Origin of the sequence: Fulvimarina fulva (assembly GCF_039652615.1) — a bacterium.
Taxonomy (GTDB): domain Bacteria; phylum Pseudomonadota; class Alphaproteobacteria; order Rhizobiales; family Rhizobiaceae; genus Fulvimarina.
Window position 1 is genome coordinate 191,324 of sequence record NZ_JBDJAC010000004.1, and the last position, 14,085, is coordinate 205,408.

Consider the following 14,085-nt stretch of genomic DNA (forward strand, 5'->3'; position numbering starts at 1 on the left):
GTCGCAGCCGATGGACGAACGCTTCAAGGTCCGAGCCTATCGCGTTTCGCACGGGCCGATGATAGGGCGCCACCATGCTGCGTAATGTGTCGGAACCTCGGTGGTCGCCGCAACCTTCATGGAGATCGAAGCCTTATGAGAGCCGTGCTGTTCGAACAGTTCGCGAAGCCGCCGAAGGTTGTCGAGGTCGATGATCCCGCCCCGACTGCAAACGGTTGCGTCATCAAGGTCGAAGCGACCGGGATTTGCAGAAGCGACTGGCATGGCTGGATGGGGCACGACACCGATGTCGTGCTTCCCCATGTGCCCGGTCACGAACTCGCGGGCCTCGTCTCGGCTGTCGGCAGGAATGTCCGGCGCTGGAAGGTCGGCGACCGCGTCACGGTGCCGTTCGTCGGCGGATGCGGATCCTGCCCGGAATGCCATGCCGGCCAACAGCAGGTCTGCCACAACCAGTTTCAGCCAGGCTTCACCCATTGGGGCTCCTTTGCCGAATATGTCGCCATCGAAAACGCCGATCTCAATCTCATCAGCCTTCCTGACGAGATGGATTTTGCGACATCCGCAAGCCTCGGTTGTCGCTTCGCGACATCATTTCGCGCGGTCGTCGATCAGGGGCGCGTATCGGCGGGACAATGGGTCGCTGTCCATGGATGCGGCGGCGTCGGGCTGTCGGCGATCATGATCGCCAGTGCAATCGGCGCGAATGTGGTCGCCATCGACATCTCCGAGGACAAACTGGCGCTTGCGCGTGACCTGGGGGCGGCGGTGACCATTAATGGCGCCGGCGAGCCCAATATCGTGGAAGCCGTGATGGACGCCACGGGCGGCGGCGCTCATGTCTCCCTCGACGCGCTTGGGCATTCCAGTACCTGCGTCAATTCGATCCAGAACCTGCGCCGACGGGGCAGGCATGTGCAGGTCGGCCTAATGCTCGGGGCTCATGCAAGGCCGGAAATCCCGATGGGCAAGATCATCGCGCAGGAACTGGAAATCTATGGCAGCCACGGGATGCAGGCTTATCGCTATGACGCCATGCTGGAGATGGTCCGTTCGGGAAAGCTGAGCCCGCAGCGACTGGTCGGTGAAACCATCACTCTTGATCGAGCACCTGCCGTCCTCATGGAAATGGATCGCTTTCAAACCGTCGGTGCGACGGTCATCACGGATTTCGCGGCCTGACGTCGACAGGCATAGAGCCGAATGCCTTGGAACGCGACGGCACCCGTACGAAGATCGGTTAACCCTTTCCGGCACCGCAGGAATTCCGGCATTTCATAAATTGTTTTCCAACGTCGCATGACGCCCCGGGCGGCGCAGCGATTCCGATAATTTTAATTCGCCCTTGTTACCATCGGGAAGCATCGCCAATGTTCGGATTTCACAATGCCAGACGCAATGACCCGACTTGCCGGAGACGATCCGCGATCGGCCAAATGCCGGGACACGCGCGACAAGGTTCGTCTCGACCAGATCGATCTCGCGATGCGTCTTGCGCCTTTCACGCTGGCGACCGGTGTGAGCGTGTCCGAGATCGTCTGCCTCTATTTCTGGCAGGATGCGCCGTTTTCCTACATCCTCGCGCTGCAGGCGACGATCGTCACTCTGGCTTATATAGGGTTCAACGCCTGCCTCGACTGGCAAAAAAAGCATGGCGATGCTTCGGCCGCAGCAATCGGATCGATGCAGCAACGCTTGATCCTCGTTTCCGGCATCGGAGGCCTTACCCTGGCTACCATTCCGGTAACGCTGTTCGTCGATGCTGATCCGAATGGAAGGCTGCTCATCGCTTCGACATGCGCGGGGCTGATCGCGACAGGGATCTGCATCGGCTTTGTCCCGGCGGCTGGCCTTCTCTTCTCCGGGTGCATCATTGCCGGATCGTTCATCACTCTCATGTCGGTGGGCGAGAGCTTTTATGCGGTGATCGCGATCCTTCTTGCGATCTATTCCTGCTTCATCTTCGCGACCATCGTCCAAATCAGCAGACTGGCCAGCCTGCGCGCAACGGCGCAGATCGATCTCGATCACCAAAGGGAGGTCAGCAGCCTTCTGTTGAAGGAGTTCGAACAGAACTCGAGCGACTGGCTCTGGGAAATCGATGCCAAAGGCCTGATCAGGTCGCCTTCGAAGCGCTTCGCGGAGGTTCTGAGAACCGATCGAGATGCACTCGCTTCGTCCTCCTTCGAAGCGATCATCGCGCCGGAAGCGGGTGATCTGTCCGCAAACGAGGCTGGCCAGATCATTGCGGCCATCAAGGCGCGCAGGGCATTCAATCAGGTGAGGATCCCCATGCGGATCGGTGCGCAGACCCGTTGGTGGTCTCTGACCGGCAAGCCAATTTTCAACAGAGAAGACCGCTTTCTCGGTTTTCGCGGGATGGGGTCCGACATCACGCTCCAGACCGAATATGTGACCGCGCTCGACAAGCTTGCAAACCACGACGCATTGACGAAACTTCCCAACCGGCATCGCTTCGAGGCGCTGGTTTCCAAAGCGCGGCTCGGCTCTCTCGAAGGGAGCAATCGGTCTGGATACGCGGTTTTTCTCCTTGATCTCGACCGTTTCAAGCAGATCAACGACACCTTCGGCCACGCGGTCGGCGACGAGCTCCTGAAGGAGATTGGCGCTCGTCTCGATAAGCTCTCAGGGCCCGACCTGATCGTATCACGGTTTGCGGGGGATGAGTTCGCCCTTCTCAGCATGACCACGGATCGCGCCAGAAACAGTGAGATCGCCAAGGATATCCTCGATCGGCTCCAGGAGCCGTTTGCATGCAACGGTCTCTATCTCGATGTCGGCGTCAGCATCGGGATCGCGACGGCTCAGAATGAAAACACATCGGATGAAATTCTGCGAAAGGCCGATGTCGCGCTTTACAAAGTCAAGGACGAGGGTGGCAGACATTTCCTTTTCTACGCGCCGTCGATGGATGCGCAGAGGGAAGAGCGGGCTGTCCTGATCGGCGAGCTGAAAGTCGCACTCGAACGGGACGAATTCTGGCTGACCTACCAACCCCTCGTCGCGGCGACGGGCACCCTTTGCGGCTTCGAAGCCCTGATGCGCTGGAAGCACCCGCAACATGGAAATATTCCGCCCTCGACCTTCATCCCGCTGGCGGAGGAAACGGGAACCATCCTCGCTCTCGGCGAATGGGGACTGCGCAAGGCATGCGCGTTCGCCGCGACCTGGCCCGATCCGAACCTGTTGATCGCGGTGAACATATCCACGGTCCAGATCCTGCATTCCGACCTTGTTTCCATCGTATCGAAAGCGTTGTCCGATTTCGATCTCGAGCCCAGCCGGCTGGAACTCGAAATCACCGAAACCGCCTTCCTCGAAACGACAAGCGATACGATGGACATTCTCGCAAAGCTCCGGGATCTGGGCGTGAAGCTCGCGCTCGACGATTTCGGCACTGGTTATTCGAGCCTGTCCTATCTGAAGAAGTTGCCGGTCGATAAGATTAAGATCGACCGGAGCTTCATCTGCGATCTGCCGGGCGTCGAAAGCGATGTGAGCATCGTCAGAACCATCGTCGAACTCGGTCGCACACTCGGCATGGTGACGATCGCGGAGGGCGTGGAGACTGCCGAGCAATATGAGTGCCTCAAACGGATCGGCTGCTCACAGATTCAGGGCTATTTCTTCGGCAAGCCCGCGAGCGAGACGGCAACGCTCGAGCTTATCGAAAACAGGCAGCAGCTACCCCCGAAACGCGCCGTCGCCTGATTGCCCGAGCGTTTTGTGCCTCAGCCTGCCTTCAGGACGGCTTCGCGTTCCTCCGCCGGCTCCTGATCCGGTCTGTTGGAAGGCCAGAACGGCAGGAAGCCGCGAACGATATCCGCCGGTATGTTGAGCGGCTTGTAGGTGTTTCGATCGACGAACATCAGATCCTGTTCGCCGCGACCGATCAGATCGCCGTTCGCGCCCCGGATTTCGTGGCCAAGGGTCACGAATTTGCGATTGTGCCTCGCGATCCTGATCGACACCGTTGCCGGCTCGAATTCGGCGATCTCGCGCCGGAAATCGTGATCGAAGGATTTCGTCAGAACGAAATAGGGCGTGGTTTCGAGGTCGAACTTCGGCATGCAGGCGTTGAAGAAGAGTTCTCGCGCCTTCCCGACCCATCGCACGTAATTGGCGAAATAGACGTTCCCGACCGAATTCGTGTCGTCGTAGGTCGGAGTGACCCGCATAACGAAGCTCTGACCGTCGAACACATGCTGGGGCCAGATGTCGTTGCTCGCCATGGGAAGGGGGCGCCCGGCGACGGAAGCGCGATCTGTGTCCTCGCGCGTCTCGCCTGACAGGCTTGCATCATTCGCGGGGTAGGGGGCGGTGGCTGACGTCCGCATGCCGGAACTCAGGCTCGCACCCTTTCCTGAGAGAAGGCCGTAAAGAAGCGGCGCAGCGCCGAGACATGCGATGAGGGTGGACGAGGCGACGAGGCTTGGCGCGTCCATGCGGAAGCCGACGAAAAAGACGAGCGCGGCCACCAGACCCCAAAGATAGCCCGAAAGAGTGTCGAAGGGCGCCGACCGCCGGACCGACCAGACGACGAGGCATAGGGTGGGCCCTACGAGAAGCGTCGCGTAGGGCATCATGTAGGTGGTCTGGGAGAACCCCATCGTCGTCATCACCCCGGCAGCGGCCATGGCCGTTGCGAGCACCCAGAGTGGAGAGGCCGCCGCAGCCGCCGGCACGAAGGCGAGCGCCGGGTGGAGGCTCTTTGCGAGGAGGGACGACAGATACCAGCGGGTCGCGCAATAGAAGCTGTCGATCGTCGAGACGGCCGCGATCGCAGCCCAGAGCGCGAAGGCGGCGGCGCCGAGGCCTAAGCTTTCGGCGCCGAACCGGGCCGCGACCGAGGTCTGCGTGACGAGGGTTCCGTCCGCCGCGACCATGAAGGAAGCGCCCGCGGCCCGCGACAGACCCGCATTGGCAACAAGCAGTGCAAGAAAGATCAGGCCGCCACCGGCATAGGCGAGACCGGCCGACAGGCCGCTCCGCTTTATCTCGATAACCCGCTGCCACTGCTGGAGGTCAGCCCAGGGGCCGAGCGCAAATCCGACGAGGGTCGGAAGCAGGAGGGCCCAGACGCTTTGCGCCGGAGCAACCGGCACGGCGAGCCCGTCCTGTCCGCCTGTCGGCATCAGGAGCCATGCAACAGCGATGGCGATCGCTGAAATTGCGAGATATCCGGCATGAAGAAAGCGCAGCTTTCCGAGGGTAGCGGAATGGGCGATCGCGCAGGCAAGGGCGGTCACGAGGAGGGACAATGCGAGTGAGACAGTCTGACTGGCCCCGGGAAAGATGAAGGGCCAGAGATAGGACCCGAGCGAGAACAGCGTGATGGCGATCGCCCCGAACTGGCAGAGCAGGAAAAGCCCGACGAAACGCGGACCAATCCGGGCAAAGAGGCTTTCCGGATCGCGGCCTCCGGCGTTCAGAACCATGCCGAAACTCGCCAGGCCGGCGGCGTTGGCCAGGGCGAACACCCAGAATCCAAGCCAGCCCTGCGTCCAGACCACGTGCATCGAGTAGAAGAATCCGAGCCCCCACATCCAGGATAACGATATCGTCGGCGCCCAGCTCAGCGAGCGGTAAAGTTGTGATCGCGTCATATGTCAGCCATTCCCCAAAGGCGTAAAAGACAATTTCAGGTGATTCATATCGTAACAGATTTTAGGAATGTCATAGACGAAATCTTAGGATTTGAACGCGGCGTATCGATCGAACGCACACTCTTCCCCGCGCCATGGTTAATATGTCCGCTCCATCCAGAGCGATCGGATCGGTCATGAGGTGAGGGCGAGATGGCCCGTTTGAGGCACTGGCTCGATCCGAGCAACTCCTCGATGCCGTGCCCAGGACGTTCAGTCCCCATCGGACGATGATCAACACACCTTTTCAAGCAAGCGGCGGCCGCATCCCGTGCACGTGCAGTGGTTTTAACGATTTATTGACCATGTCGGTTCAGGCTCAGGATCCTGGAAAGCCTTCCGTTCGGGATGGCCGAGCAAATTCGACGGTCGTGCTATAAACCATGTTCACAACTCATTCTGATCATCATGAGGACGCGGCGGTGAGCCGTGAACGGTCGGCCGGCAACGAGGCGGACGTGTTTCGTGGTCCATCCCTGATCGACCCGATCTATGTGATCGGTAAGATCTGGAGGGCGAAGTGGTTCGTTCTCTTCTGTGCATTGGCAGGTGCAGGCCTCGCGGCCGGCTATTCGATGCTGACGCCCAAGCTCTATACAGCAACGACGCAGGTGCTGGTCGATCCGCGCGACATCAAGGTCGTGCAGAACGAGGTGACGCCGAACGGCCTACCGAGCGATGCGACACTCGCCCTCATCGAGAGCCAGACGGCCGTCATCGATTCCAACGAAGTTCTCATCGATGTGGTCGAGAAAGCCGATCTCCTCAACGATTCCTATTTCAACGGCAAAGGGTTCTCGATCCTCGGAACGATCAAGGACTATCTCGGGCTGACGGAGAAAGTGATGCCGTCTCCCGAAGGCGCACCGCTTTCACGGATTGAACTGGTCACGCTCGACAATCTTCGCCGCAACATGTCGGTAAGCCGCGAGCCGAAGAGCTTCGTGCTTCATCTCAGCGTTGAGACGCCTTCGCCGCAGAAATCGGCGGAGCTCGCCAATCTGATCGCCGATACCTTCATCGACGAACTCGGCCGGGTGCAGTCGTCCACCGCAAGACGGGCGAGCGACTCGCTTTCGAGCCGGCTGGAAGAGCTGCGCGCGAGTGTCAGCCAGGCCGAACGTGCAGTTGAGGAATACAAAAGGGAAAACCGCCTCGTCGGCGTGGGCGGACGGCTGGTCGACGACGATTACATCCTGCGCATCAATGATCAGCTCGCCCGCTCGCGCGGCGACGTCACGGCCTTGCGCAACAAGGCCGAGCAGATGCGCAATGCGAGCGTCGACGATGTGGTCGAAGGCTCGTTCCCGGAAGAGCTGACCTCGACTGCGCTGAACCAGCTGAGGGATTCCTACCAGAAGCTCAGTCAGCAGGAGGCGATCCTGTCTGCCTCGCTGGGGCCGCGCCATCCGCGCCGAATTGCCAACGCCCAGGCGCTCGAGGCAGCACGTTCCGGAATCCGTTCCGAGGTGAACCGGATCGTCGCGGCCGCCGAGACCGAACTCGACCGGGCCGAGAGCACGGATCAGGATCTCACCGCACAGATCGACACTTTGAAGACCAAGCAGCTCGCGACAAGCGAATCCTTCGTCCGGCTGCGCGAACTGGAGCGTGAGGTCGAAGCCTCGCGTGCCGTGTACGAAGCCTTTCTTCTGAGGGCGCGCGAGATTTCCGAGCAGGAACGCCTCAATACGGCGAATGTGCGTATCATCTCCTCTGCGACGCCGCCGCTTCTTCCATCGAGCATGTCGCGTCGTGTGGTCGTCCTGGCCGGCTTCCTCATGGGCTTTATCCTCGGTTTCGGGATTGCGACGGTCTGGGCACTCTGGCGCCCCGTGAAGACGATATTCGCCGAGAACAAGGCCGGTTACGCCCGTGGATCGGATGGCTTCTCGAACGGGCATGGTGCAGCTCGGCCGGTTTATGCGCAGCAGCCCGCAGAGCCACTTCCGGGATTGCGTGAGAGCGACACGACATTGCCGGAACGCGCCGGTACGAACGACGCCGCCTGGGCCTTGAGGGGAAGCGACACCGTGCCTGCGATTGCCCGGCCCGAGCCATCCAGGCCTGAGCTGGAGAGCACCGTTTCGGCGCGCGCCATGGACGAGGCAGGCTCCACTCACCCCGAGTCCGAAACCGTGACGCCGATTATGGCTGGATCGCAGGTGGCCGAAAAATCGGCGGACGAGGTGGGCATCGCGTCCACCTCGGAGCAGCGCACCAGCCGGCGCAAATGGAACTTTCCGAAACGGGCAGCGATGGAGCCGGAAACCGAATCGCGGCCTGCAGCGGAGCAGGTGGAGCCAGCACGCCGAAAGACCCTGTCGGAAACTGTGACGGCCCTGCGCTCGGCACAGGGTCCTGAGGCGGCTCGCTACAGCGAGCGTGTCAGGGCAGCGGCTCGGTCTCCGGAAGAGGCCGAACATATGCAAAAGGAAATCGAGACGATCCGCGAGCGCCTGTTGAAGCTGCGATCGCCGGCAGGCGGAAAGGTTTCGGGTGCGACGATGCCAGGGCCTCGCACCAGCAATGTCGTCTGAAGATCCTGGGAAGGACACCCCCCGCTGGCGGGAAATGCGTCCGGATGACCTCGCCGGGGTTTTGGGGATTGCCGATCGCATCCATCCGGACCTTAGGGAACCGGTGGAAGTGTTCGCCGATCGGATGCACCTCTGGCCCACCGGGGCTCTCGTCTGCAAGGGGAACGAAACGCTCTGCGGTTATGCGATCGGCCATCCGGTGCGCCTGCCCGATCTGCCGCCGCTCGGCAGCGTCATGGGCAACTTACCGGAGGATGCCGACGCGTTCTATATTCATGACGTCGCTCTTCTTCCCGAAGCCAGAGGGCGTTCGCTGGCGGGCGAAGCGGTGAGCCTGCTTCTCGGCGGCGCGCCTGACTTATCTCGCGCCTGTCTGATTTCGGTCTATGGAACGGCGGTCTTCTGGCGCCGTCACGGTTTTCGCGAGGCACCGGACGTTTTGCCTTCAGGGAAACTGGCGAGCTACGGGGCCGACGCAGTCTTCATGGTTCGCGCACTTTAGACAATTCTGGAGTGCGTTGCCCGGACTTGCTCTGACACTGCGCCATCTGGCATGGAATCGGTCTCGCCCCATCGAGATCATCCAGCGGAAGGCAGCGACTATGGTCACCTCCGATCCCATCCCCAACGACGGTTCGATCACCGAGGGCTCCTGCCGGTGCGGCGAGGTTCGCTTCGCGGTCAGGGGCAAGCCGGTTGCAACCATGGCCTGCCATTGTACCGGCTGCCAGAAAATGACGGGCAGCGCGTTTTCCTTGAGTTCGCTCTATCCGAGCGAGGCGTTCGAGATAAAGACCGGCGATACCGTGATCGGCGGTCTCCATGGCGATATCCGCCACCACTTCTGCGATCACTGCAAGAGCTGGCTGTTCACCTATGTCGAGCAAATCCATGGTTTCGTGAATGTGCGGGCGACCATGCTGGAGGACGCGCCGACTTACGCACCCTTCATCGAAACCTACACCAGCGAGATGCTTCCCTGGGCAAAGACGCCTGCGCTGCACAGTTTCGAGAGATTCCCGCCGCCCGATCGCCTCCCGGCTCTGATGGCTGAATATGCCCAATTGGCAGGGTAGGCGGGCGGACATGCGCGCCGGGCGCACAGTATTTGAGCGCTTGATGCCCTGAATTTCCGAGATGCGGCCATGGACGGGCGGACGAGGTGTCCATATAAAATGTGACAAACGCCTGAGCGCCTTTGATCCGTCTTCGCGCGAAGGGCCTTCCACTTGTGAGCGAACACGGGGCAGCTGTTTTATGAAACGGACTTTTCTTCTGACACTCAGCGCAGTTTTTACCGCCGGCATGATCGGATCGGCAAATGCGCAGGCTGATGTCGTCAACGTCTATAACTGGTCGGACTATATCGACGAATCGATCCTTGAGGATTTCACCAAGGAAACCGGGGTTTCCGTCAATTACGACGTCTTCGATTCCAACGAGATTCTCGAGACCAAGCTGCTTGCCGGCGGTTCGGGCTATGACGTGGTGGTCCCGACCGGCACCTTCCTGCAGCGCCAGATCCAGGCCGGCGTTTTCCAGAAGCTCGACAAGGAGCAGCTGACGAACTGGGACAATCTTGACCAGGATGTGATGGAGCGTCTGGCGCGATACGATCCCGGCAATGAGTACGCCGTCAATTACATGTGGGGCACAACGGGCCTTGGGCTGAACACGAAGATGGTGAAGGAACGGCTCGGCGAAGACCAGCCGCTGAACACCTACGATCTGCTCTTCGATCCCGAACTCGTCTCCAAGCTCGCCGATTGCGGCGTCTACATGCTGAACACCTCCGAAGAGGTCGTGCCGGCCGCGCTGAACTATCTCGGGCTCGATCCCAACTCGACCAATCCCGAAGACCTTCAGAAAGCCGAGGATCTGCTTCTCAAGATCAAGCCATATATCCGCAAGTTCAACTCGTCGGAATACATCACGGCGCTTGCCAATGGCGACATCTGCATGGCCCATGGCTGGTCTGGCGACGTTCTTCAGGCGCGTGATCGCGCCAAGGACGCAGGGCAGGGCGTCGAGATCCAGTACGTGATCCCGAAGGAAGGCGCCGTGATCTGGGTCGACAACATGGCGATTCCGGCCGATGCGCCGCATCCTGAAGCCGCGCAGAAGTTCGTGAACTACATGATGCGTCCGGAAGTCATCGCCAAGGCGACCAACGTCGTGAACTATGCGAACGGCAATGCGGCGGCCGACGAATTCGTCGATCCGGAAATCCTCAACGATCCGGGCGTTTATCCGGACGAGGAAACCCGCAAGCGTCTGTTCGCGGTGGAAAGCAAGGGGCCGCGCGAACAGCGCCTCGAAACGCGTCTCTGGACGCGGGTCGTCACCGGCCAGTAACCGGACCTCTCGTCTTCCGCATCCGTCGTTCGCGGCGGATGCGGCCTTCGCCTGGAGGATCTGGCACGTGAAATCCCAGTCACTCGGATCGGTTCGCAAGAGCTTCTCGCCCTGGACCGATCCCGCCGCAAAACCCTTCATCCGGTTCGAGGGCGTCAGCAAGATTTTCGACGGCGTCGCGGCGATCGACAATCTGTCCGCTGACGTTTTCGAGAGAGAGTTCTTCGCGCTTCTCGGTGCATCGGGTTCGGGCAAGTCGACGCTGCTGCGGCTCCTCGCGGGATTCGAATCGCCGACGAAGGGACGAATCCTGCTCGACGGCGAGGACATGACCGGGATTCCGCCGCACAAGCGGCCGATCAACATGATGTTCCAGTCCTATGCGCTCTTTCCGCATATGAGCGTCGCGAACAATATCGCCTTCGGCCTGAAGCAGGACGGCGTCGCCAAGGCGGAGCGGGAAGACAGGGTTCGTGACGTCCTCAAGCTGGTGAAGCTGGAAAATTACGGTCGGCGCAAGCCGCATCAGCTGTCCGGTGGCCAGCAGCAGCGCGTCGCGCTGGCGCGCTCCCTGGTGAAGCGCCCGAAGGTGCTTCTTCTCGACGAACCGCTCGGTGCGCTCGACAAGAAGCTGCGCGAAGAGACCCAGTTCGAACTGACCGATCTGCAATACGAGCTCGGCATCACCTTCATCATGGTCACCCATGACCAGGAAGAGGCGATGACCATGGCCGACCGGATCGCCGTCATGGGCGATGGGCGCATTCTCCAGATCGGCACGCCGCCGGAAATCTACGAGGCGCCGTCCTCGCGCTTCGTCGCCGATTTCATCGGGACGGTGAACATCTTCGACGGGACCGTGAGCACGCGCAACGGCGATCGCCTGACGCTCGAAACCGATAGCGGACATGTGCTCGAGGTCGATGCGAACACCGAAACGTCGGGATCGATCGGACCGGGCGCGAAGGCCGCCTACGCGGTGCGCCCGGAAAAGCTGAAGCTTTCGGCGGAAGAGTTGAGCGGGCCGAATGTGATCTCCGGCGAGGTCTGGGAGATCGCCTATATCGGCGACATGACCTCCTTCCACCTGAAGCTCGACGACGGCAAGATCGTCCGGGTGTCGATCATCAATGCGAACCGGAAAAGCCCGATTCAGCTCACATGGCACGACCGCGCCTGGGTCTCGTTCGACCCGGACGCCGGCTTGCTTCTGGCGAACTGAGGGCAGGAGAGCTGGATGGCGAAACCACGCGAGGGTCTGTTCCGGTCGATCACCATCGGCCTTCCCTATTTCTGGCTCGCCTGCCTCTTCCTCATTCCGTTTCTCATCGTCCTGAAGCTGTCCTTCTCGCAGATCGCGACCGCGATGCCGCCCTACACGCCGACCTTCGGCGATCCGGCGACGTGGTGGGATTCGCTGAAGCAGCTGACGATCGACAACTATCTGTGGATCGCGAACGACTCCCTCTATTTCAATTCCTACATGATCAGCCTCAGGATCGCGCTGATATCGACCGCGTTGACGTTCCTGATCGGCTATCCTCTGGCCTATGGCATGGCCCAGGCGCCCCAGAGCTGGAAGCCGCTGCTCCTGATGCTGGTGATCCTGCCGTTCTGGACGAGCTTTCTGATCCGGGTCTACGCCTGGATCGGCATTTTGAAGCCCGAGGGCCTGCTCAACCAGTTCCTGATGTTCCTCGGCTTCATCGACCAGCCGCTCATCATCACCAATACCGAGATCGCGATCTATATCGGCATCGTCTATTCCTATCTGCCGTTCATGGTGATGCCGATCTTCGCCAATCTCGACCGGATGGATAAGAGCCTTCTGGAGGCCGCAGCCGATCTCGGATCGACGCCGCTGAAGAGCTTCTGGACGATCACCTTTCCGCTCTCGTTCCGCGGCGTTCTGGCGGGTTGTTTTCTCGTCTTCATCCCGGCGGTGGGCGAATTCGTGATTCCCGATCTTCTCGGCGGCTCGTCGACCCTGATGATCGGCAAGACCCTGTGGATGGAGTTCTTCAACAATCGCGACTGGCCGGTTTCGTCCGCCGTCGCGATCATTCTTCTCCTCATTCTCGTCGTGCCGATCGTGATCTTCCAGCGCATTCAGGATCGGGAGGCGGCGCGATGAAACAGGGCTGGACGACGTTCAACATCATCTCCATCATCGTCGGCTTCTCGTTCCTCTATCTGCCGATCGTCCTCCTGGTCATCTACTCCTTCAACGCCTCGCAGCTCGTGACGGTGTGGGCGGGATTTTCCACGCGCTGGTATGTGCAGCTCTTCAACAATCAGGGCCTGCTCGACGCGGCTTGGGTGACCCTGCGTGTCGGTGTTCTATCCGCTACCACGGCAACGCTGCTCGGGACGCTCGCTGCGGTGGCGCTCACACGTTACACGCGCTTTCGCGGTCGGGTGCTGTTCACCGGAATGGTCTATGCGCCGCTCGTCATGCCTGAGGTGATCACCGGTCTTTCCCTGCTTCTTCTGTTCGTTGCAATCGACTTCGATCGCGGCTTCTGGACGGTCACGCTGGCGCACATCACCTTTTCGATGTGCTTCGTCGCGGTGGTCGTGCAGTCCAAACTCCTGTCCTTCGATCGGTCTTTGGAAGAGGCAGCGATGGATCTCGGTGCAACGCCGGCGCGGACGTTCCTCTCGATCACGCTTCCGGTGATCTGGCCTGCGGTTGCGGCGGGCTGGCTTCTCGCCTTCACGCTCTCGCTGGACGATCTGGTGGTGGCGAGTTTTACGACCGGACCTTCGGCGACGACGTTGCCGATGAAGATCTACAGCGCGGTGCGGCTGGGTGTGACGCCGGAGATCAACGCCGTCTGCACGATCCTGATCGCGATCGTCACCGTCGGTGTGCTCACCGCCACTCTCGTCAACAAGCGCCACGAAGTTCGCCGCGCGCGCGAAAGCGAAGCGGCATACGGCTGACGAAGCTCAGTCCATTCCGGCTTGCGAGAGAGGCAAACAGAAGAAATGAGCCGGCACATTGGGAGTATGCCGGCTCATTTCTCCGTTGATTCAGGAATTGCCTCGGTAATGAAATCCGTGCCTGAAAAGGTCTGAAGTATCTTGCCGAAAAGCCGCTGACCTTTCGGATGAAATCACGCTGCAAATCGAGATCCTGACGCGAAAGAGCCATATCGATTGATGGCCATCCGCTCTCGGACCTTCCGTCCCTCCCGAGGGCGTCACGTCGACAACGCCGACATCATCACAAGCCCGAGACAGTCGCCGCTTGGGGCGTTTTAGGCGCTGTCCGGTCCGTGTGATCCCCGGGAGGGAGCCCGAAGGCGAGTCCGATCAAACCGTCTTTGAGGCCGTGCCGCATCACCCAAATGCGGTATGTGCGCTGTGAATCTTTCAGATTCTGCGAGTTTTTTTGATCGAAAGTTAAAACGCGCTCAACTCACGCCGCCCGCGCCGACGAAGATGAGGGCAATCATGACGGCGCGCGTCGGCGCTCTCATACGAAATCCGTTTGATCGCTTCGCGATGACGGATTTGAA

General features: G+C 60.4%; 10 protein-coding genes. 9 read left to right on the forward strand and 1 reads right to left on the reverse strand.

Annotated elements, in window-relative coordinates:
* The first annotated feature begins 135 nt into the window (after positions 1–135).
* The gene (locus ABDX79_RS07960) at positions 136–1,182 is read left to right on the forward strand and encodes a zinc-dependent alcohol dehydrogenase family protein (RefSeq protein WP_346219743.1); all 1,047 of its coding nucleotides are present in this window, start codon (positions 136–138) and stop codon (positions 1,180–1,182) included.
* A 216-nt stretch (positions 1,183–1,398) separates the two neighbouring features.
* Positions 1,399–3,732: a putative bifunctional diguanylate cyclase/phosphodiesterase gene (locus ABDX79_RS07965; RefSeq protein WP_346219744.1), complete on the forward strand. Its 2,334-nt coding sequence runs from the start codon at positions 1,399–1,401 to the stop codon at positions 3,730–3,732.
* 20 nt (positions 3,733–3,752) lie between these two features.
* Here the strand turns inward: ABDX79_RS07965 and ABDX79_RS07970 are convergent, their stop codons facing one another.
* On the reverse strand, positions 3,753–5,627 hold the full coding sequence (locus tag ABDX79_RS07970; protein ID WP_346219745.1) for an acyl-CoA thioesterase: 1,875 nt from the start codon (positions 5,625–5,627) through the stop codon (positions 3,753–3,755).
* Between the two features lie 461 nt (positions 5,628–6,088).
* Between ABDX79_RS07970 and ABDX79_RS07975 the strand changes: the two genes are divergently transcribed.
* The 7 genes from ABDX79_RS07975 (at position 6,089) to ABDX79_RS08005 (ending at position 13,507) form a co-directional block, all read left to right on the forward strand.
* Positions 6,089–8,206 (forward strand): GumC family protein, encoded by a 2,118-nt coding sequence (locus ABDX79_RS07975; RefSeq protein ID WP_346219746.1) that lies wholly within the window; start codon positions 6,089–6,091, stop codon positions 8,204–8,206.
* Between the two features lie 34 nt (positions 8,207–8,240).
* Positions 8,241–8,708: a GNAT family N-acetyltransferase gene (locus tag ABDX79_RS07980; RefSeq protein WP_346219747.1), complete on the forward strand. Its 468-nt coding sequence runs from the start codon at positions 8,241–8,243 to the stop codon at positions 8,706–8,708.
* A 100-nt stretch (positions 8,709–8,808) separates the two neighbouring features.
* Complete coding sequence (locus ABDX79_RS07985; protein WP_346219748.1) at positions 8,809–9,282, forward strand: GFA family protein; 474 nt, start codon at positions 8,809–8,811, stop codon at positions 9,280–9,282.
* A 181-nt stretch (positions 9,283–9,463) separates the two neighbouring features.
* Positions 9,464–10,561, forward strand: a complete 1,098-nt coding sequence (locus ABDX79_RS07990; RefSeq protein WP_346219749.1) for a polyamine ABC transporter substrate-binding protein — start codon at positions 9,464–9,466, stop codon at positions 10,559–10,561.
* Positions 10,562–10,628: 67 nt separating this feature from the next.
* The gene (locus ABDX79_RS07995; RefSeq protein WP_346219750.1) at positions 10,629–11,783 is read left to right on the forward strand and encodes an ABC transporter ATP-binding protein; all 1,155 of its coding nucleotides are present in this window, start codon (positions 10,629–10,631) and stop codon (positions 11,781–11,783) included.
* Positions 11,784–11,798: 15 nt separating this feature from the next.
* On the forward strand, positions 11,799–12,695 hold the full coding sequence (locus ABDX79_RS08000) for an ABC transporter permease subunit (RefSeq protein WP_346219751.1): 897 nt from the start codon (positions 11,799–11,801) through the stop codon (positions 12,693–12,695).
* Positions 12,692–13,507, forward strand: a complete 816-nt coding sequence (locus tag ABDX79_RS08005; protein ID WP_346219752.1) for an ABC transporter permease — start codon at positions 12,692–12,694, stop codon at positions 13,505–13,507. Before ABDX79_RS08000 ends, ABDX79_RS08005 begins: the two co-directional genes overlap by 4 nt.
* Positions 13,508–14,085: the final 578 nt, after the last annotated feature.

Coding starts and splice junctions, on each gene's coding strand:
- ABDX79_RS08000 (WP_346219751.1), top strand. CDS start 11,799: ATGGCGAAACCACGCGAGGGTCTGTTCCGGTCGATCACCATCGGCCTT.
- ABDX79_RS08005 (WP_346219752.1), top strand. CDS start 12,692: ATGAAACAGGGCTGGACGACGTTCAACATCATCTCCATCATCGTCGGC.
- ABDX79_RS07970 (WP_346219745.1), bottom strand. CDS start 5,627: ATGACGCGATCACAACTTTACCGCTCGCTGAGCTGGGCGCCGACGATA.
- ABDX79_RS07965 (WP_346219744.1), top strand. CDS start 1,399: ATGACCCGACTTGCCGGAGACGATCCGCGATCGGCCAAATGCCGGGAC.
- ABDX79_RS07960 (WP_346219743.1), top strand. CDS start 136: ATGAGAGCCGTGCTGTTCGAACAGTTCGCGAAGCCGCCGAAGGTTGTC.
- ABDX79_RS07985 (WP_346219748.1), top strand. CDS start 8,809: ATGGTCACCTCCGATCCCATCCCCAACGACGGTTCGATCACCGAGGGC.
- ABDX79_RS07990 (WP_346219749.1), top strand. CDS start 9,464: ATGAAACGGACTTTTCTTCTGACACTCAGCGCAGTTTTTACCGCCGGC.
- ABDX79_RS07980 (WP_346219747.1), top strand. CDS start 8,241: ATGCGTCCGGATGACCTCGCCGGGGTTTTGGGGATTGCCGATCGCATC.